The sequence below is a fragment of the Pseudomonas sp. L13 genome (assembly GCF_009935965.1).
Taxonomy (GTDB): Bacteria; Pseudomonadota; Gammaproteobacteria; order Pseudomonadales; family Pseudomonadaceae; genus Aquipseudomonas; species Aquipseudomonas lactis.
On record NZ_QODJ01000028.1, the window covers coordinates 31,259 to 51,713 of the forward strand.

Annotated in this window: 15 protein-coding genes; 12 read left to right on the plus strand and 3 right to left on the minus strand. The window is 60.9% G+C overall.

What is annotated here, in order from left to right:
- Positions 1 to 6 precede the first annotated feature (6 nt).
- Genes tssC through tssA form a run of 3 tightly spaced genes read right to left on the minus strand, consistent with a single transcriptional unit; the run spans position 7 to position 3,580 of the window.
- Positions 7 to 1,485 (minus strand): type VI secretion system contractile sheath large subunit, encoded by a 1,479-nt coding sequence (gene tssC / locus DK871_RS15580; protein WP_161905669.1) that lies wholly within the window; start codon positions 1,483 to 1,485, stop codon positions 7 to 9.
- 27 nt (positions 1,486 to 1,512) lie between these two features.
- Complete coding sequence (gene tssB, locus DK871_RS15585) at positions 1,513 to 2,010, minus strand: type VI secretion system contractile sheath small subunit (RefSeq protein WP_161905670.1); 498 nt, start codon at positions 2,008 to 2,010, stop codon at positions 1,513 to 1,515.
- 25 nt (positions 2,011 to 2,035) lie between these two features.
- Positions 2,036 to 3,580 (minus strand): type VI secretion system protein TssA, encoded by a 1,545-nt coding sequence (tssA, locus tag DK871_RS15590; protein WP_375139742.1) that lies wholly within the window; start codon positions 3,578 to 3,580, stop codon positions 2,036 to 2,038.
- A 471-nt stretch (positions 3,581 to 4,051) separates the two neighbouring features.
- Here tssA and DK871_RS15595 point away from each other — a divergent pair, with 471 nt between their 5' ends.
- The 12 genes from DK871_RS15595 to DK871_RS15650 all read left to right on the plus strand — a co-directional run bounded on the left by DK871_RS15595 (position 4,052) and on the right by DK871_RS15650 (position 20,449).
- Positions 4,052 to 4,567, plus strand: a complete 516-nt coding sequence (locus DK871_RS15595; protein WP_003191797.1) for an Hcp family type VI secretion system effector — start codon at positions 4,052 to 4,054, stop codon at positions 4,565 to 4,567.
- A 619-nt stretch (positions 4,568 to 5,186) separates the two neighbouring features.
- Positions 5,187 to 5,681: a DUF1543 domain-containing protein gene (locus DK871_RS15600; protein WP_056788147.1), complete on the plus strand. Its 495-nt coding sequence runs from the start codon at positions 5,187 to 5,189 to the stop codon at positions 5,679 to 5,681.
- 107 nt (positions 5,682 to 5,788) lie between these two features.
- Positions 5,789 to 6,070, plus strand: coding sequence for a peptidylprolyl isomerase (locus tag DK871_RS15605; protein ID WP_034125729.1), 282 nt, complete (start codon positions 5,789 to 5,791; stop codon positions 6,068 to 6,070).
- A gap of 130 nt (positions 6,071 to 6,200) precedes the next feature.
- Complete coding sequence (locus DK871_RS15610) at positions 6,201 to 8,060, plus strand: extracellular solute-binding protein (RefSeq protein ID WP_161905672.1); 1,860 nt, start codon at positions 6,201 to 6,203, stop codon at positions 8,058 to 8,060.
- Entirely contained in the window at positions 8,060 to 9,118 is a 1,059-nt protein-coding gene (locus tag DK871_RS15615) for a microcin C ABC transporter permease YejB (RefSeq protein ID WP_032876053.1), read from the plus strand. The genes DK871_RS15610 and DK871_RS15615 overlap by 1 nt, the downstream gene beginning before the upstream one ends.
- Positions 9,118 to 10,140, plus strand: coding sequence for an ABC transporter permease (locus DK871_RS15620; RefSeq protein WP_161905673.1), 1,023 nt, complete (start codon positions 9,118 to 9,120; stop codon positions 10,138 to 10,140). The genes DK871_RS15615 and DK871_RS15620 overlap by 1 nt, the downstream gene beginning before the upstream one ends.
- Before the next feature lie 10 nt (positions 10,141 to 10,150).
- The gene (locus DK871_RS15625; protein ID WP_161905674.1) at positions 10,151 to 11,722 is read left to right on the plus strand and encodes an ABC transporter ATP-binding protein; all 1,572 of its coding nucleotides are present in this window, start codon (positions 10,151 to 10,153) and stop codon (positions 11,720 to 11,722) included.
- A gap of 108 nt (positions 11,723 to 11,830) precedes the next feature.
- Entirely contained in the window at positions 11,831 to 13,222 is a 1,392-nt protein-coding gene (locus tag DK871_RS15630) for a sigma-54-dependent Fis family transcriptional regulator (protein WP_161905675.1), read from the plus strand.
- A gap of 293 nt (positions 13,223 to 13,515) precedes the next feature.
- Complete coding sequence (locus DK871_RS15635) at positions 13,516 to 14,907, plus strand: GntP family permease (protein ID WP_003191810.1); 1,392 nt, start codon at positions 13,516 to 13,518, stop codon at positions 14,905 to 14,907.
- 7 nt (positions 14,908 to 14,914) lie between these two features.
- Positions 14,915 to 15,688, plus strand: coding sequence for a 3-hydroxybutyrate dehydrogenase (locus DK871_RS15640; RefSeq protein WP_003191811.1), 774 nt, complete (start codon positions 14,915 to 14,917; stop codon positions 15,686 to 15,688).
- A 129-nt stretch (positions 15,689 to 15,817) separates the two neighbouring features.
- Positions 15,818 to 17,773 carry an acetoacetate--CoA ligase gene (locus DK871_RS15645; protein WP_161905676.1) on the plus strand — a complete coding sequence of 652 codons (1,956 nt, stop codon included), beginning with the start codon at positions 15,818 to 15,820 and terminating at the stop codon, positions 17,771 to 17,773.
- 138 nt (positions 17,774 to 17,911) lie between these two features.
- On the plus strand, positions 17,912 to 20,449 hold the full coding sequence (locus DK871_RS15650; RefSeq protein ID WP_161905677.1) for a PAS domain-containing protein: 2,538 nt from the start codon (positions 17,912 to 17,914) through the stop codon (positions 20,447 to 20,449).
- The last annotated feature ends 6 nt before the right edge of the window (positions 20,450 to 20,455 follow it).

Here is a 20,455-nt window from a genome sequence, read left to right on the forward strand (position 1 = left end):
CTCTGCTCATTCTTTATCGAGCTTGCCGACCAGGGACAACGTGAAGTCTGCCCCCATGTATTTGAAATGCGGGCGTACCGTGACGTTGACTCGGTACCAGCCAGGCTCGCCCTCGACATCGCTGACCACAATACGCGCGGCACGCAATGGGCGCCGCCCACGCACTTCGGCACTGGGGTTTTCCTGGTCCGCCACGTATTGGCGAACCCATTTGTTGAGTTCCAACTCCAGGTCCGTGCGCTCTTTCCATGCGCCCAACTGCTCCCGTTGCAGCACCTTGAGGTAATGAGCCAGGCGGTTGACCACCATCATGTAGGGCAATTGCGTGCCCAAGCGGTAATTCAGCTCTGCCGCCCTGCCCTCCTCGCTAATGCCAAAAGATTTGGGCTTCTGCACGGAGCTGGCGGAAAAAAACGCTGCGTTGTCGCTGCCCTTGCGCATGGTCAAGGCGATGAAACCTTCTTGTGCCAGCTCGTACTCACGCCGGTCCGAAATCAGCACCTCCGTAGGAATCTTGGTTTCGATCTCGCCCATGCTCTGGAAGTGATGCAGCGGAAGGTCCTCGACCGCCCCGCCGCTTTGCGGGCCAATAATGTTGGGGCACCAGCGAAAGCGCGCAAAGCTATCGGTCAGGCGAGTGGCGAAGGCGTAGGCGGTATTGCCCCACAAATAATGCTCATGGCTGTTAACCACATTCTCTTGATAGGCGAAGGTCTTGACCGGGCACTCAAGGGGGTCATACGGAGTGCGCAGCAGAAAGCGTGGTACGGTGAGGCCAATATATCGGGCGTCTTCGCTCTGCCGGAAACTTTGCCATTTGGCAAACTGCGGGCCTTCGAAATGGTCCCGCAGATCCTTCAGGTCGGGCAACCCGGTGAAGCTTTCCAAGCCGAAGAAACTCGGCCCCGCCGCAGCGATAAAGGGTGCGTGGGCCATGCCGGCGACGCTGGATGCGTATTGCATCAGTTTCACATCGGGTGCACTGGGCGAAAGAAAGTAGTTGGCAATGATCGCGCCCACCGGCTGGCCGCCAAACTGGCCGTATTCGGCGCTATAGACGTGTTTGTACAACCCGGACTGGGTAATTTCCGAGGAGTCTTCAAAATCATCCAGCAGGTCCTGGCGCGAGACATTCAACAGCTCGATCTTGATGTTCTCGCGAAAATCGGTGCGATCAACCAGCAACTGCAAGCCTCGCCACGAAGCCTCCAGTGCCTGGAACTCCGGGTGGTGAAGAATCTCATCCATTTGCTCGCTGAGCTTGGTATCGATCTCGGCGATCATCCGGTCGACCAGGCGCTTCTTTACGGGCTCGTCACAATTATGTGGCTTGACCAGCTCTGCGATAAATGCCGATACGCCGCGCTTGGCGATGCCATAAGCCTCGTCGTCGGCGCTGAGCAATGTCTGGGAAATGATGTTATCGAGGATGCTACCGCCTTCGATAACCTGTACGGGTTGCGAGCCATGTTCAAACGTCGTCATGGTGTCAGTGTCCTTTTACTGAAAGTTTCAGGCTTGGGGCCTATCCAGCCCCAGTTCGGCGAGCACTCGTGCGCGGGAGTCGCCATTGGCAAGAGTCTGCTCGATAGCGTTGCGAAAGCTGGGCGTATTGCCCAACGGGCCTTTGAGCGCCACCAAGGCTTCACGCAACGCCATCAGCTTTTGCAATTGCGGGATTTGCTCCACCAGGTTCGCAGGATTGAAATCCTTCATCGTGTTGATCCGCACCTGAACCGGTAGCTCTTCCACGTCAGCTGCATCCTGGAGGCGGTTGGGCACGCTCAGCGTCAGGCTCACTGCCTGCTTGGCCAACACGTCGTCAAGGGTGTGCTTGTCGATACCGATGGGCTTGCGATCTTCGAGTTTGCGTGGGTCCGCGCGCTGGGAAAAATCCCCGAGCACCAGCAGTTTCAACGGCAGTTCGACATCTTCCTGGGCGCCACCGACGGCGGGCTTGAAAGTAATATTGATACGTTCCTTGGGGGCTACCGAACCGTCTTTGGCCATGGTGCTTTTCCTTTTTGATGAGGCACTATTCAAGAACTGCTTCCAGGTCGAAATGGCACAACCGGCGATGCAGGGTGTCTTTACCGTCTTGTACGGCTTGGTTTTGTGGCAACCGGTCGTAGCAGTGATACAAGAGCTGGCCGACTTGCACGGCCAGCTCCGGCTCCAAACTTTCCAGGCCCATGCGCTGTAATTGCAGGTCGAGTTGTTCCAGCTGGATCCTCGCCAGGTCATGCTTGCCAGCCGCCACACACAACCTGGCCAGCGCCAGGTGCCAATGAAAGCGCGCTCGATCACCGCACGCCGCCCGTAGCCCTTGCTTGAGCACACCCACCGCAACCTTGAGACCGTCCTTGCGCAGGCAGGGCATCACCGCCTGCAACGCGGCCTCCCAGGGCTGGGCAGCGCTGTCGACGACCAGATTGGAGGGCTCGGGCTTGTGCTGGTGACACGTCACGTGAAGCGCGATCCACTCACGTGTCGCGGGGTCGGCAAAGGGCGTGCCGTCCTCGAACCGATATTCAGGCAGGTTCGGCAGGCGATGCAGCAGCAGAGCGAATTGCATTTCCAGTTCGGTCATGGCCAGGTCTGCGTGCAAGGCCTCCAGGCATTCCCAGACCATGCGCAAACCATCGAACCAGAACATCGCACCGGCCAGGCTGACCTCAAGCTCAAGCAACAGATCGGCGTAATGGCCTTGGCTGAAGCGGTCCTGGTAGCGTTTGCGCTTGTCGGCAGCCAATGGGCGCAGCGCCGTGATCCGCTCACTATTGGCGTCGGGATAATTGACGAGCATCAGCCACGCCAAGGTTCGCCCCAGGCGCAAGGCACGCGGGTCGGTGGCATTTTGGCGCAACCACCAGACACTTAAAGGCCTAGCCAGCGCTTGCAATGCGCGAAGCCGCTTGTGCGCGTCTTTTTCGTTATTGACCGGCTGTTCGGGTTCCAGCGGCGGGGTTGTCGCTGGCTTGACCTGGGCAACGACGCCCACGACGCCGCCAGGTTCGACGGTTGCCTGAGCCAAGCGCGCCGACAGCTGCCGGCGAACCGGCAACAGCAACGGCGCCTTGCTGCCAAGCTGTTCGCCCCATAGCCGATCGAGACATTCCAGGTGCTCCAACAGCGCCTGGACTAATGGCCGTTGATCACTGAGCGGCAGGTTGTGTGCGCACGCTTGTTCAAGGCGCGACACCAACCAGCCGAACGCCGCAATGCGGGTACTCAGCTTAACTGGATAGACCTGCGCCCAATGGTGCTCGCAGAGGTCACGCAGCACGCCGAGACCGGCCAGCAACCCTGCAACTGAATCACGCTGATAGAGGGCCCAGGCCAACCAGGCGGCGACGCGCAGATCCTTGGAGTGCTCACGCAGAATGCACTCGCTGATTTCGCTGATCTTCTGCCAATCCGGCAGGCCCGCCCCATGAATGGAGTGTGCCTTGCCCAGCTCGGCTTCCAGCACCTCGAACTCGCTTGAAAAACGCATGTCACTGCCAACAAAACTGCTTGGCGAGCACGCTGTCCGGGCAAGTTCTCGGTAATAGAAACATCGCTGTTCTGAATAAATTATTTTCGGCTGCACACAACCATCCAAGGCAAAGTAGGCAAACTTAACGTCATTGTTAAAGCGCCCTCTAACTTGCGCTCAAAACGTATTGAAGTGAGCGAACCTTAGCCACGGAAAAAACATTCATCAAGTAACAGAACGGAACTTAAGAAACATCCTACACAACCTAAAAACAAGGGGTGTGCGCAGGTATTTGCGCAGCTTCCCGAGGTGAGAGCCGCCGCTCAACTTCCACAGCTGCACATTTAACGAATATATTGAATGAGCAACTCATTGCGCACGAATGCGCAACTAACATCGCTAAAAATCATCCCAAGCCAGACAACAAGCGTTCAATAACGCCCCCCCAGCGACCTTCTCGCCTTTATTTCATTGAACCTCACACTTTCAGGCACGCTTCTTGTTATAGGCATCTGCCCGTTCAGCGCTTTCGCTGCCCGGCAATACCTACTCAATCAGGCAAGGAACCCCGTCATGCCCACACCCGCGTACCTCTCCATCACCGGTGTCAAACAAGGTTTGATTACGGCAGGCACATTTACCCAGGACTCGGTAGGCAACATTTATCAGGAAGGCCATGAGGACCAGATACTGGTGCAGGCGTTTGCGCATCAAGTGATCATTCCCCGCGACCCGCAATCGGGCCAGCCGACCGGTCAGCGCGTGCATAAACCGCTGATGATCAGCAAGGTTTTCGATAAATCCTCACCCTTGCTGTTCAGCGCCCTGACCACCGGTGAAGAAGTGTCCTGCCGCCTGGAATGGCTGCGCACCTCCTCGGCCGGAACCCAGGAGCACTACTTCACGATTGAACTGGAAGGCGCCACCATCGTCGACATCCAATCTCGCATGCCCAACTGCCAGGCCCCTGATAACGCCCATTTCACCCATCTTGAGGATGTGCACTTCACTTATCGCAAGATCATCTGGACTCACGAAGTCGCCGGTACGTCCGGTTCGGACGACTGGCGCAGCCCAGTGACGGGTTAACGGTAACCACGATGCGAAGCGAGCCGCTGTTGATCTTGATCTGCTTTTGATCTTAGGCGCCCCGTTAAACCACGCTGGCCGTAATTCGACAGTGATTTGGGAGGTAAACCGGCAGGGATGCCGGTTTAGCCGCCCCGCTCCATGGATGGCGCGTGGCGGCGGCCCCCCAAATCACTGACGGATTACGGGCACACCGAGCCCAAGCGAGGTGCCGAGTGGTGGGGCAAGAGCCCTTTTGGTTACTTTTGGGGCTCTTTTCCAAAAGTGACCCGCTGTCAGAGCGGAACCCTAAGCGGCCGTTACCGCAGCAATGGATATGTACACAATCCAACTGCGTTGACTGCCAGGCCGCCTTCGCGAGCAAGCCCGCTCCCAAATTTGGATCGTGGGGTTTCAGGTAGATATGGGGCGAATGGCAGGCCGTCATCGCAGGCAAGCCAGCTCCCACATTTTTGATCGCGGGGTGTCAGGTAGATAGGCGTCGGCTGGCAGGCCGTCATCGCAGGCAAGCCAGCGCCCACAGGTTCAGCGTCGCGACACAAAGGCCCCATCACAACCGGACAAACCAGCTCAATCGCAGTATGGTTGCCGTCTCGTCACTCCCCAGGAAACACCGGTAATGCTGTTTGTCGTCATGCTCGGGGGCAAGCACCCGCGGGCCAGGATCGAAGTACACGATGTAGTGTTCGCAGTGGCCGATACCCTGCAAGCCACCTACCCACAATTACGCGATGCCTGGTTCGGCAGCCCCAAAGGCGTGCACATCGATTCATGGATGGCCGTCGATGGCGTCGACGGCTGGAAGGTTGAACTGAGCCACCTGGCCCCCCACGGCGATGCGCCGCGCCTGTACTTCATCAACCTCGGCGGCTACGAGGCCAATAGCTTCGGCGAAGCCCATCACTACCTGCTGGTGGTCGCCCATCACAAACAGGAGGCCATGCGCAAAGGCAAGCAACAGATGCTGAGCCACTGGTCCCAGGCCCACACCGACGCGGTGCTGGATATCGACGACTGCCTGCCCATCGACCTGGTGGACGGCCGCTATATCCATCTCGTGCAAGCGGCGCACCGCCCGATCGTGCAGCGCAACGACTACCTTGTGCTGCCTTGAATCCTCACGGCGAAAACAGTGCCGGCTGAAACCCAGTGGAACTTTGCCAAGAAATAACCGCCTGAATCCGGTACGCTCACCGTTTTTTACTCTAGGAGTTACTCACCATGGCCAAAGCCACCGCCCGTCACATCCTCGTTGCCTCTGAAGACAAGTGCAACGAACTCAAGGCCCAAATCGAAGGCGGCGCTGATTTCGCAGAAATCGCTAAAGCCAACTCCAGCTGCCCATCCAGCCGCCAGGGCGGTGACCTCGGTTCGTTCGGCCCAGGCCAGATGGTCAAGGAATTCGACACCGTGGTCTTCAGTGCCCCGGTCAACACCGTGCAAGGCCCGGTGAAGACTCAGTTCGGCTACCACCTGCTGGAAGTCACCAGCCGCCAGGATTGATTCAATCCGCGCTGATGCTATAAACAACGGCCCGCCCTTTGGTGGGCCGTTGTGCATCTGATGACTGGCGATGCCCAGGCCGTTAGCGTACAAATCCTTATTATTCTTTACCCGGCGCCCAAGGCTGATAATGCGATTGGCTTTTTCATCTCTGCTCTGTTCCACCCTGGCCTTGCTAATGGCCAGCACTGCGGTGATCGCGGCCCCGCAAACCTACTTGACGGTATACGGCGAGCCGGCCAAGTACGCCGAAGGTTTCAGGCATTTCGACTACGCCAACCCCAACGCCCCCAAGGGCGGCAGCCTGCGGCGCTCGGCGCTGGAGGTGGGGCGCTTTGACCATGTGCTGCCCTATATCGACAAAGGCATCGGCGTGTCCCAGGTCGACGGCTGGGTGTACGCGCCCTTGGCGTTGCGCTCGCTGGATGAGCCTTACACTGTCTATGGCCTGGTGGCGCAAAAGATGGAACGCGCAGGCGACGGCCTGTCGCTGCGCTTCTACCTGAACCCCAAGGCGCGTTTTGCCGATGGCACGCCCATTACCGCGCAAGACGTACGCTACAGCTTTGACGTGCTGATGACCCAAGGCAGCCTGCGCTATCGCACGTTGTTTGCCGACGTCAAACACGTCGAAGTCGAAGGCGAACGCCAGGTGCGCTTTGACTTTTCCAGCAACGAAAACCGCACCCTGCCCCTGGATATCGCCACCTTGCCGGTGTTCCCCGAGCACTGGTGGAAGACCCGCGACTTTGCCAACGGCGGCGGCTACGAAGCCCCCTTGGGCAGCGGCCCGTATAAGGTCAGCAAGATCGACTCCGGCAGTACCATCACCTTCACCCGCGACCCCGACTGGTGGGGCAAGGACTTGCCGGTCAGCCGTGGCCTGTACAACTTCGATCACCTGAGCCTGGAATACTTCGGCGACACCGAAGTGGCGCGCCAGGTGCTGCGCGGTGGTGCCTACGACTTCAACCGAGAATTCTCTGCCACCGGTTACTCCATCGGCTACAACGGCCCGGCCCTGGACGATGGCCGCCTGCAGCGCGCGCACCTGGCCAAGGAGATGCCGCAGCCGGCCCAGGGCTATGTGTTCAACGTGCAAAAACCGATATTCAAGGATCGCCGCGTGCGCCAGGCCCTGGCGATGCTGTGGGATTTTGAATGGGCCAACCGGCAGATGATGCGCAACTTGTACATCCGCCAGCAGAGCTATTTCTCCAATAGCCCGTTGGCCGCCAGCCAGTTGCCCACTCCGGAAGAACTGGCGATCCTCGAACCCCTGCGCGGGCAGGTTCCCGACGAGGTGTTTACCCAGGTGTTCAAGGCTCCGGTCACCGATGGCAGCGGCATGATCCGCGACAAACAGCTGCAAGCCTTGGCCCTGCTGGAAAACGCCGGCTGGAAACCCGTGGGCGACAAACTCGTCAATGCCCAGGGCGAGCCGCTGGAATTCACCTTTCTGAATGTCCAGAACGGCCTTGAGCGCCTGTTGCTGCCCTACAAGCGCAACCTGGCGCAGATCGGCATCACCCTGAATATCCGCCGCATTGACTCTTCGCAGTACGTCAACCGCCTGATGGCCCGCGACTACGACATGATCGTCACGGGTTTCCCGGTCACCACCTCGCCCGGCATGGAGCTGTACAACTATTTCGGCTCTGCCGCCGCGTTCGATTCGGGCGCCAACAACTACATCGTGCTCAAGGACCCGGCCGTCGATACCCTGATCCATGGCCTTGTCAAGGCTGACACCCAGGCGAAGATGCTCACCTATGCCCACGCCCTGGACCGCGTACTGCAATGGAATTACCTGTGGATTCCCAACTATTACCCACCGGGCACCTCCGCCGCATGGTGGAACCGTTTCGGGCGCCCGGCCATCGAGGCGAAGAACGACGAAGCCCTGGAAACCTGGTGGGAAGTCAGCCCCACCCCGCTGACGAACGAACAAATGCAGGCTGAGTTGAAAAAACGCGGAGAGGCCCACTGATGTTTGCCTACATCGTACGGCGCCTGCTGCTGATCATCCCGACGCTGGTGATCATCCTGTTGGTGAACTTCGTGATCGTGCAGGCCGCGCCCGGCGGGCCGGTGGAACAAGCCATCGCGCACCTGCAAGGCATTGGCGGCGGTGGTGTGGCCGGCGCATCGGGCGAAGGCATCAGCGGCTCGCGAGCCAGCCGTGGCCTGGACCCGAAGCTGATCAAGGACATCGAGAAACAATACGGCTTCGACAAATCCGCGCCGGAACGCCTGTGGTTGATGCTCAAGAACTATGCCCAGCTGGACTTCGGCAACAGCTTCTTTCGCGGCGCGACGGTGACTGACCTGATTTTGGAAAAGATGCCCGTCACCATTTCCCTCGGCCTGTGGGCCACGCTGATCACCTACCTGGTGTCGATCCCGCTGGGCATACGCAAGGCCGTGCGCCATGGCAGCAGCTTTGATATGTGGAGCAGCACGGCCATCGTCATCGGTTACGCGATGCCGGCGTTCCTGTTTGCGATGTTCCTGATCGTGGTGTTCGCGGGCGGTACCTCGCTGAACTGGTTTCCGGTACGCGGGCTGGTCTCGGAAAACTTTGCCGAACTGAGCACCGTGGGCAAAGTGGCCGACTATTTCTGGCACCTGGTGCTACCGGTCACGGCGCTGGTGATCGGCGGCTTCGCCACCTTGACCATCCTCACCAAAAACTCGTTCCTCAATGAAATTACTCGCCAGTACGTGGTCACCGCCCGTGCCAAGGGCTTGAGCGAACGCCGGGTGCTGTACGGTCACGTGTTCCGCAATGCGATGTTGCTGGTGATCTCGGGGATTCCCCAGGCATTTATCAGTGTGTTCTTTGCCGGCTCGCTGCTGATCGAGGTGATCTTCTCCCTCGATGGCCTGGGCCGCATGAGCTACGAAGCGGCCGTGTCCCGCGACTACCCGGTGGTGTTTGGTTCGCTGTTTATCTTCACCCTGTTCGGCCTCCTGATAAAACTCATCGGCGACCTCTGCTACACCCTGGTGGACCCGCGTATCGACTTCGCCGCGAGGAACGCCTGATGCTCAACCTGTCTCCCGTGGCCCGTCGGCGTTTCGAGCGTTTCAAGAAAAACAGGCGTGGCTGGTGGTCGCTGTGGCTGTTTATCGGCCTGTTCATCCTGACCCTGGGCGGCGAGTTGATCGCCAATGACAAGCCGCTGGTGCTCAGTTTCAAGAACGAGCTGTATTTCCCGGTGTTCAAGCGCTACACCGAGCAGCAGTTCGGCGGGCAATTGCCGTTCCAGGCGGATTACCGCAGTGACTACGTGCAAAAGCTGATCAAGCAGGAAGGCGGCTGGATGCTGTTCCCACCGATTCCGTTCAGCGATGACACGCCCAACTACGAACTCACCCGCCCTGCCCCAAGCCCACCGTCGTCGGTGAACTGGCTGGGCACCGATGACCAGTCTCGCGATGTGTTGGCGCGGGTGATCTTTGGCGCACGGGTGTCGATCCTGTTTGCCCTGGCCTTGACCGCCATCAGCGCGGTCATTGGCATTGCCGCCGGGGCGTTGCAGGGGTACTACGGTGGCTGGGTGGACTTGCTCGGGCAACGCATCCTGGAGGTGTGGTCGGGCCTGCCGGTGCTGTACCTGCTGATTATCCTGTCGGGGTTTGTGGAGCCGAACTTCTGGTGGTTGCTGGGGATCATGGCGCTGTTTTCCTGGCTGGCCCTGGTGGACGTGGTGCGCGCCGAGTTCCTGCGCGGGCGCAACCTGGAATACGTCAAGGCCGCACGTGCCCTGGGCCTGGGCGACGGCAAGATCATTCGCCGGCACATCCTGCCCAATGCCATGACCGCGACCCTCAGCTATTTGCCGTTTATCTTGACCGGGGCGATATCCACCTTGAGTGCCCTGGATTTCCTTGGCTTCGGCATGCCCGCCGGCAGCGCGTCCCTGGGCGAGCTGATCGGCCAGGGCAAGCAGAACCTGCAAGCGCCGTGGCTGGGGCTGACGGCGTTTTTCACCCTGGCGCTGATTCTGTCGTTGCTGGTGTTTATTGGCGAGGCACTGCGTGATGCCTTCGACCCCCGCTCATGAGTGACTGCGTATGAACCTGATCGAAATCCGCGACCTGTGCGTCGCCTTCAACGGCCAGACCGTCGTGCGCAACCTGAGCCTGGACGTGCGCCCCGGCGAGTGCCTGGCGCTGGTGGGTGAGTCGGGCTCGGGCAAGTCGGTGACGGCCCATTCGATCCTGCAACTGCTGCCGCAAGCCGGCACCGACACCCTGGGTTCGATCAAGTATCGCGGCCAGGAACTGATCGGCGCGTCACCGAGCACCTTGCAAAAATTGCGCGGCAACCGCATTGCCATGATCTTCCAGGAGCCGATGACCTCTCTGAACCCGCTGCACAGCATCGAAAAGCAGATCGGCGAAACCCTGCTGCTGCACAAGGGTCTGGGCGGCAAGGCGGCGCAGGCGCGCATCCTGGAACTGCTGGAACTGGTGGGCATCCAGAAACCCCAGGAACGGCTCAAGGCCTACCCCCATCAATTGTCCGGCGGCCAGCGCCAGCGGGTGATGATCGCCATGGCCCTGGCCTGCGAGCCCGAACTGCTGATTGCCGACGAGCCCACCACGGCGCTGGACGTGACGGTGCAGCGCAAGATCCTGCTGCTGCTCAAGTCATTGCAGCAACGCCTGGGCATGTCGCTGCTGCTGATCAGCCATGACCTCAACCTGGTGCGCAGTATCGCCCAGCGGGTTTGCGTGATGCGTGCCGGGGAAATCATCGAGCAGGCCGATTGCCAGGCCCTGTTCACCACACCGCAGCATCCCTACAGCCGCCTGCTGCTGGACGCCGAGCCCTCGGGCGACGTGCTGTGCAGCGAGCCGCGTGAGACGGTACTGGCAGTGGATGACCTGAGCGTGCAATTCCCCCTGGGCGGCGGGCTGTTCCGGGCCAAGACCTACCTGCGCGCGGTGGACGGTATCAGCCTCAGCGTGCAGCTCGGCAAGACGTTGGGGATTGTCGGTGAGTCCGGTTCCGGCAAGTCCACCCTGGGCCAGGCGATCCTGCGCTTGCTCGACTCCAGCGGCAGCATTCGCTTCCAGGGTGAGGCCCTGGACCCGCTCAACCATCAGCAGATGCGCCCATGGCGCAAGCAGATGCAGGTGGTGTTCCAGGACCCCTATGGCAGCCTCAGCCCGCGCATGTCGGTGCAGCAGATCATCAGCGAGGGCCTGGAAGTACACGCACCGTGCAGCCTGGCTGACCGCGATGCGCAAGTGGTCCAGGTGCTCAAGGACGTGGGGCTGGACCCCGCCAGCCGGCATCGCTACCCCCATGAGTTTTCCGGTGGCCAGCGCCAACGCATCGCCATTGCCCGCGCCCTGGTACTCAAGCCAGCGCTGATGCTGCTCGACGAACCCACCTCGGCCCTGGACCGTACGGTGCAGAAACAAGTGGTGGCGCTGCTGCGCGAACTGCAGGACAAGTACGGCCTGACCTACCTGTTTATCAGCCATGATCTGGCGGTGGTGCGCGCCATGGCCCATGACATGATCGTGGTCAAGGATGGCAAGGTGGTGGAGCGTGGTGCGAGCCATGATGTGTTCGAATCGCCCCAACACCCGTACACCAAAGAACTGCTGGCTGCAGCGCACATCCCCTTGTAGGAGCGAGGTTGCTCGCGAAAAACTAAAATACCCGCCGTTTTTCCAGATGCACCGCATCATCGTTGACGACCTTCGCGAGCAAGCTCGCTCCTACAGGATTTTGTTTCCATGAGTACCAGCCTCAAGGACTATCAACAGGTTCGCGGCCTGGCCATCCAGTCGCTGTTCGAGATCATCGAGCAGTCCAGCGAAGGCACGGTCATCGTCGACCGCGATGCGAATATCGTGTGGATGAACGAGCGTTACGCCAAGCGTTTTGGCCTCAAGAGTGCCGACCAAGCCATCGGCCAGCCGTGCGAGCAGGTGATTTCCAACAGCCTGCTGCGCCAGGTGGTGCGCAATGACCGGCCGATCCTGCTGGACATCCAGGACACCCCGAAGGGCCCGCTGGTAGTGATGCGCCTGCCGATCCACGACGAGGCCGGGGCGGTGATCGGCGCAATTGGCTTTGCGCTGTTCGATGAACTGCGCAACCTGTCGCCGTTGATCGAGCGCTACCTGAGCATGCAGCAGGAGCTGGCCTCCACGCGTTCGCTGCTGCGTTCGCGGCAGAGCAAATACAACTTCGCGCACTTTATCGGCACCAGCGCGGCGAGCCTTGAGGTCAAGCGCCGGGCGCGGCGCAGTGCGAGTGCCGAGTCGCCGGTATTGCTGCTCGGCGAAACCGGCACCGGCAAAGAGCTGCTTGCCCAGGCCATCCACGGCGCATCGCCGCGGGCGCACAAAGCCTTTGTGAGCATCAACAGCGCGGCGATTCCCCATGATCTGCTTGAAGCGGAATTCTTCGGTACCGCACCCGGTGCGTTTACGGGTGCCGACCGCAAGGGTCGCCCCGGTAAATTCCAGATCGCCCAGGGCGGCACGTTGTTTCTTGATGAAATCGGCGATATGCCGCTGCCCCTGCAAAGCAAATTGCTGCGGGTGTTGCAGGAAAAGGAATTCGAACCGGTGGGCTCCAACGAGATGCTGCACAGCGATGTGCGGGTGATTGCCGCGACGTCCATGGACCTAGAGGCGGCGATCAAACTTGGCGAGTTTCGTGCCGATCTGTACTACCGCCTCAACGTACTGCCTATCCAGGTGCCGCCGTTGCGGGAACGCCTGGAGGATATTCCGGCGTTGAGCGAGGCGATCCTTGAGGAGTTGCGCAGCCAGCACGAGCTCGACCGCGATGCCCTGGCGTTGTTGGCCCAGCATGCGTGGCCGGGGAATATCCGCGAGTTGCGCAATGTGCTCGAGCGGGCGGCGTTGTTGAGTGATGACCTGATGCTCAATGCCAGCGACCTTCGCGCAGCGATTGGCACGTTCAGCCCGGTACAACGAGGCGCGGTGGCGGCGGTCGAGGGTGAAACGTTCGCGGTGGCGCGGGAGCGGTTTGATCGGCAGGTGATTGCGGGGGCGCTCAAGGCCTGTGAGGGGAATGTGGTAGAGGCGGCCAAGCGTTTGGGGCTTGGACGGTCGACACTGTATAAAAAAATGCAGGCGCTTGGACTCACATAGTCTCTAAAGAGAGATACCACTCCCAATATCAAGACATTCTTATGTGGGAGCTGGCTTGCCTGCGATAGCGCTTTAACAGTGCCCTATGAGCCAGCTGAACCACCGCTATCGCAGGCAAGCCAGCTCCCACAAGGACCTCCACTCGTCTCTCTATTGAGACTACCTCCTGTAAAATCGCCGTTAAAAGCAAATAAATCCATATATATCAACAAATTACAAATATGGCACACATCTCGCTATAGCTCCCTCCCAAAGCCTCACTCACAACAATAACAATCCGATGGAGACACACCATGAGTGTGATCATTGCCCTGGCCGCGCTCGCGCTGCTGATGCTGGCCGCCTACCGTGGCTATAGCGTTATCCTGTTCGCCCCCATCGCCGCCCTTGGCGCGGTGCTGCTCACCGACCCGTCCGCCGTCGCCCCTGCCTTTACCGGGGTGTTCATGGAAAAGATGGTCGGCTTTATCAAGCTGTATTTCCCGGTGTTCCTGCTCGGTGCGGTGTTCGGCAAGCTCATTGAGCTGTCGGGGTTTTCGCGATCGATCGTGGCCGCTGCGATCCGCTTGCTCGGCACCCGCCAGGCGATGCTAGTGATCGTGCTGGTATGCGCCCTGCTCACCTATGGCGGCGTGTCGCTGTTCGTGGTGGTGTTTGCGGTGTACCCGTTCGCCGCCGAGATGTTCCGCCAAAGCAATATCCCCAAGCGCCTGATCCCGGCGACCATCGCCCTCGGCGCCTTCTCGTTCACCATGGACGCCCTGCCCGGCACACCGCAGATCCAGAACATCATCCCCAGCACCTTCTTCAACACCACCGCCTGGGCGGCGCCATGGCTGGGGCTGATCGGCACGATCTTCGTGTTCTGCGCCGGCATGCTCTACCTCGCACGCCAGCGCAACAAGGCCCAGCGTGCCGGTGAAGGCTATGGCACCGAGTTGCGCAATGAGCCGGAAACCGCCGACAACCTGAGCTTGCCCAACCCGTGGCTCGCGTTGTCGCCGCTGATCCTGGTGGGGGTGATGAACCTGTTGTTCACCCACTGGATCCCGCAGTGGTACGGCAAGACCCACAGCCTCAGCCTGCCGGGCATGAGCGCGCCGGTGACCACCGAAATCGCCAAGCTCACCGCGATCTGGGCGGTGCAGGCGGCGTTGCTGGTGGGGATTATCGTGGTGCTGGTGTTCGGCTTCTCGGCGATCAAGAGCAAGCTGGCCGAAGGCAGTAAAAGCGCGGTAAGCGGTGCATTGCTTGCGGCCATGAATACCGCGTCTGAATATGGGTTTGGCGCCGTGATCGCCTCGCTGCCGGGCTTTCTGGTGCTGGCGGACTGGCTCAAGGGCATCCCCAACCCGCTGGTCAACGAAGCGATTACCGTGACCTTGCTGGCCGGTATCACCGGCTCGGCATCGGGCGGCATGAGCATCGCCCTGGCGGCGATGTCCGAGAGTTTTATTGCAGCGGCCCACGCGGCCAATATCCCCCTTGAAGTGCTGCACCGGGTCGCAGCCATGGCCAGCGGCGGCATGGACACCCTGCCCCACAACGGCGCGGTGATCACCTTGCTGGCAGTCACCGGGCTGACCCACCGCGAAGCCTACAAGGACATTTTTGGTATCACGATCATCAAGACCCTCGCGGTGTTCGTGGTGATCGGCACTTTCTACGCCACCGGCATTGTGTGAGGTTTTCATGACGACTTTGAATGGCAAGACCGCCCTGGTCACCGGTTCCACCAGCGGCATCGGCTTAGGGATAGCCCTGAGCCTGGCCAAGGCTGGCGCCAACCTGATTCTCAACGGCTTTGGCGACGCCAGCGCGGTGATCGCCCAGGTGCAGGCGTTTGGCGGCAAGGTCGGGCATCACCCGGCCGACGTCAGCGACCCCGCGCAGATCGCCGACATGCTCGCCTACGCCGAACGCGAGTTCGGTGGCGTGGACATCCTGGTCAACAATGCCGGCATTCAGCATGTGGCAGCGGTGGAAGACTTTCCGGTAGAACGCTGGGATTCGATCATCGCCATCAACCTGTCCTCGGTGTTTCACAGCACTCGGCTGAGCTTGCCGGGCATGAAGGCCAAGGGCTGGGGGCGCATCGTCAATATCGCCTCGGTGCACGGCCAAGTCGGCTCAGTGGGCAAGGCGGCGTATGTGGCGGCCAAGCATGGGGTGATCGGCCTCACCAAGGTGGTGGGCCTGGAAACCGCCACCAGCAATGTGACCTGCAACGCCATCTGCCCGGGCTGGGTGCTGACGCCACTGGTGCAGAAGCAGATTGATGATCGTGTGGCCACCGGGGTAGATCCACAGCAGGCACAGCAGGACCTGCTGGCGGAGAAACAGCCGTCGCTGGAGTTTGTAACGCCGTCGCAGTTGGGCGAGCTGGTGTTGTTCTTGTGCAGTGAAGCCGGTGCCCAGGTACGCGGCGCAGCGTGGAACATCGATGGTGGCTGGCTGGCCCAGTAATTAACACACAGCCTATCTAATGTGGGAGCTGGCTTGCCTGCGATAGCATTGGGTCAGTTGCCCGATCTATGACTGATACACCGCTATCGCAGGCAAGCCAGCTCCCACAATTTTAATAAGAGGCAGCTTATGTCCGACATCCTCTGGCAACCGTCCCGCGAACGCATCCACGCCACACGCATGGACCAGTTCCGCCGCTTCATCATCCAACGCCACGGCGTGCAGCTCCACGACTACCCCGCCCTGCACCAATGGAGCATCGACCAGCGCCCGGACTTCTGGCAGGCGATTGTCGCGTTCTTTGACGTGCAGTTTCGTAGCCCGCCCAGCGTCACCCTGATCGAAGACATCGAGATGCCTAGCGCCCAATGGTTTCCCGGCGCCACCCTGAACTTTGCCGAACACCTGTTGCGCCGCCGCGATGATCACCCTGCTGTGGTAGCCATCAGCGAAGACGGCCAACGTGAACAGTTGAGCTATGCGCAACTGGCGGAACACGTGGCCGGCCTGCAAAAAAGCCTGCGGGCGGCCGGCGTTGGCCTGGGTGACCGGGTGGCCGCCTGCATGCCCAACACCTGGCAAACCCTGGTGGGTATGCTCGCCACCACCAGCCTCGGTGCGATCTGGTCGTGCTCCTCGCCAGACTTCGGCACCCAGGGCGTCATCGACCGCTTCGGCCAGATCGAGCCCAAGGTGCTGATCACCTGCGCCGGCTACCGCTATGCCGGCAAGCGCATCGACCAGAGCGCCAAGCTCAATGAAATCCTTGAACGCCTGCCCTCCCTGCAACAGCTGATCATCGTGCCTTACGCCAAGCCCGAGGCTCAGGCTGGGGACTACACCATCCACGCCCACGTCGCGCTGTGGGACGACTTCTACCAAGCCTGCGGCGAACCCGAATTTGTCGCGGTGCCGTTCGATCACCCGCTGTATATCCTTTATTCCAGCGGCACCACCGGCATCCCCAAGTGCATCATCCACGGCACGGGCGGCGTATTGCTGACGCACCTCAAGGAACACGGCCTGCATGCCGACCTGAACCGCGAGGACTGCCTGTTCTACTACACCACCTGCGGCTGGATGATGTGGAACTGGCTGGTGTCGGTGCTGGCGATCGGCGCCACCGCGGTGCTGTACGACGGCTCGCCGTTCCACCCCGGCCCCGAACGCTTGCTCGACCTGATCGATGCGGAAAAGATCAGCGTATTCGGCACCAGCCCCAAATTCCTCGCCACCCTGGAAAAATCAGGGTTGCAGCCGCGCCTGAGCCACGACTTGGGCAGCCTCAAGGGCTTGATTTCGACCGGCTCGCCGCTGTCGCCCCAGAGTTACGACTACGTGTACCGCGAGATCAAGGCGCAGCTGTGCCTGTCCTCGATGTCCGGTGGCACCGACATTGTCTCCTGCTTTGTGATCGGCAACCCGGTGCTGCCGGTGCGGCGCGGTGAGATGCAGTGCAAGAGCCTGGCCATGGCCATCGAAGTGTGGGACGACCAGGGCCGGCCCCTGGTCGGAGAGAAAGGCGAACTGGTGTGCACCCGGCATTTCCCTGCCATGCCCATCGGGTTGTGGAACGACCCGCAGCAGCAAAAACTGCGCGCTTCGTATTTCAGCCAGTTCCCCGGCGTGTGGGCCCAGGGCGACTATGCCGAGCAACGCGCCAACGGCAGCCTGTTGATTCATGGGCGTTCCGACGCGGTGCTCAACCCCGGCGGCGTGCGTATTGGCACCGCCGAGATTTATCGCCAGGTGGAAAAAATCCCGCAGGTGCTGGAAAGCCTCGCCATCGGTCAACGTTGGCAGGACGACGTGCGCGTGGTGCTGTTTGTGCGCCTGGAGGACGGGATCGAACTGGACGAGGCGCTGCAACAGCAGATCCGCCAGGTGATTCGCGCCAACACCACACCGCGCCACGTGCCGGCGAAGATCCTCGCTGTCACGGATATCCCCCGCACCATCAGCGGCAAAATCGTCGAATTGGCGGTGCGCAATGTGGTGCATGGCGAGCCGGTGAAAAACACCGATGCCCTGGCCAACCCCCAGGCGCTGGAGCAATTTCGCGACAGGGCTGAGCTGGCCGACTAGATGAAAGGTTTCAGCGCTGACACAGCGTTTTGAAGAAAAACCCTCAAGGCATGCTATTTTTCGGGGGTAGTCACCCGTTGTCTTTCCTTGGGACAATGGGTGTTGTCATTTTTCAAAGCGTCATGCTCAGGGCTTTTTATGAATGGAACATCCACCGGTAGCGAAGCCGCTGCGTTGATCAAGCGGCTGGACTGGGCACAAAGCCCACTCGGTGAGGCCAGTGAGTGGCCGCAAAGCCTGCGCACTGCCGTCGATATCGTCGTGCATTCACCCATGCCCATGGTGCTGCTGTGGGGCCCGCACCTCACGCAACTCTATAACGATGGCTTTGCCCACCTGATAGGCGCCAAGCACCCCGGCGCCCTGGGCCAGCCGGCGCACTACACTTGGCCCGAGCTGGAAAACTTCGCCGCGCCGGTCTACGACGCCGTGCTCGGCGGCCAGGTGCGCACCTTCAGCGAGCAACGCTTTGTGCTGCAACGCGAGGGCCGCGACACCGAGATATGGCTGGACCTGACCTACAGCCCGGTGCGCGATGAAAGCTGCCAGGTGGCCGGCATCCTGGTCACAGCCATTGAAACCAATGAGCGGCGCAGCAAAACCCTCGAACTGCAACAGCGTTCCGAAGCAAGCCTCAAGGCCCAGCACAATACCGAGCAGCGCCTGCAACTGGCGCTGGCGGCCACCGACGCGGTGGGGACCTGGGACTGGGATATAGGCGAAGACCGTTTCATTGCCGACGCCCATTTCGCCTACCTGCATGGCGTCGACCCTAGCGACTCAAGCCTGCTGCCCATCAGCGCCTACCTGCACGGTGTGCATCCCGAAGACCGGGGCACGGTGACGCGCAGCATCAAGCATTGCATCACCCACGGCACCGAATACGCCGAGGAATACCGCCTACAGCAAGCCGACGGCCAGGTGCGCTGGGTATTCGCCCGAGGCCGCTGCTACAAGGATCATCATGGCCGGCCGGCACGGTTCCTCGGCGCCGCGCTGGACCTCACCGAGCGCAAAAACACCGAGCAGGCCTTGCGTCAGAGCCAGACCGAGCTGCAACTGATCATCAACGCCATGCCCGTATTGATCGGCTACGTTGACCACGACCAGCGCTTTCGCCTCAACAACAGCGCCTACCTCGAGTGGTACGGCAAGACGCCCCAGGAGCTGTACGGCAAGACCATCCGCGAAGTGCTCGGCGACGATGTGTATGCCGGGCGCGCAGACAAGATTGCCGCCGCGCTCAAGGGCAAGGCGTGCAGCTTCATGACGGTGACGCCTCATCGCGATGGCCGCCCGCGCCATGCGCTGATGAAGTACTTGCCGCGCTTTAGCAGTGACGGCTCGGTGAATGGTTTCTACATCTTTGTGATCGACGAGACCGAACGCAAGCTCACCGAAGAGGCCCTGCGCCACCTCAACGAGAACCTTGAAGAACGCGTGGCCCAGCGCACCCAGGCGCTGGCCGAGGCCAACCAGCGCCTGCAAAACGAGATGTTCGAGCGCGAACGTGCCGAAGATGCCCTGCGCCATGCCCAGAAGATGGAAGCGGTCGGCCAGCTCACCGGTGGTATCGCCCATGACTTCAACAACATGCTCACCGGCATCATCGGCAGCCTCGACCTGATGCAGCGTTACATTGCCGCCGGACGCAGCGACGATATCGGCCGTTTTGCCGATGCCGCCGTGTCCTCCGCCCACCGTGCCGCTGCCCTCACCCACCGGCTGCTGGCGTTCTCGCGGCGACAGTCGCTGGACCGTCGCCCCACCGACCCCAACCAATTGGTGGCGTCCCTGGAAGACCTGTTCCGACGCACCAAGGGCGCGCATATCGAACTCAAGGTACAACTGGGTAAGGACATCTGGCCGGTGAACACTGACGCCAGCCAATTGGAAAACGCCCTGCTCAACCTGGTGATCAACGCCCGCGACGCCATGCCCGACGGCGGCGAGCTGCTGATCGAAACCGCCAACAGTTACCTGGACGGCACCGACATCACCACCCTGGAACCGGTCAAGGCCGGCGACTATGTGATGCTCGGCGTGAGCGACAACGGCAGCGGCATGGCGCCGAAAATCCTCGCCAAGGCGTTCGACCCGTTCTTCACCACCAAGCCCATCGGCCAAGGCACGGGCCTTGGGTTGTCGATGATCTACGGCTTTGCCCAGCAGTCCGGTGGCCACGTGACCATCCAGAGCGAACCCGGCCAGGGCACCTGCGTGCGCCTGTACCTGCCGCGTTTGTATGGCACGGCACTGGAAAGCAGCCTGCCCACCAGCCTGACCGAAGCCCCCGTGGCCCTGGCCGGTGAAGCGGTGGTGGTGGTCGAGGACGACCCGGCGGTGCGCATGCTGGTGGTCAATGTACTCGACGAACTGGGCTACACCGCGCACCAGGCGGCGGATGCGCGTGCAGCGCTGCCGTTGCTGGAGTCGGACTTGCGTGTGGACTTGCTGGTGACCGACGTCGGCCTGCCCGGCATGAACGGCCGGCAACTGGCGGAAATCGCCCGCCAGCATCGCCCCGGCCTGCGCGTGCTGTTCATGACCGGTTATGCCGAGAAAGCCGCCGAGCGCCAGGGGTTCCTGGAAGACGGTATGGACATGGTCGCCAAGCCGTTTTCCATTGACCTGTTGGCCAACAAAATCCGTAGCATGATCGGCGGCGAGGCCTGAGTTCAG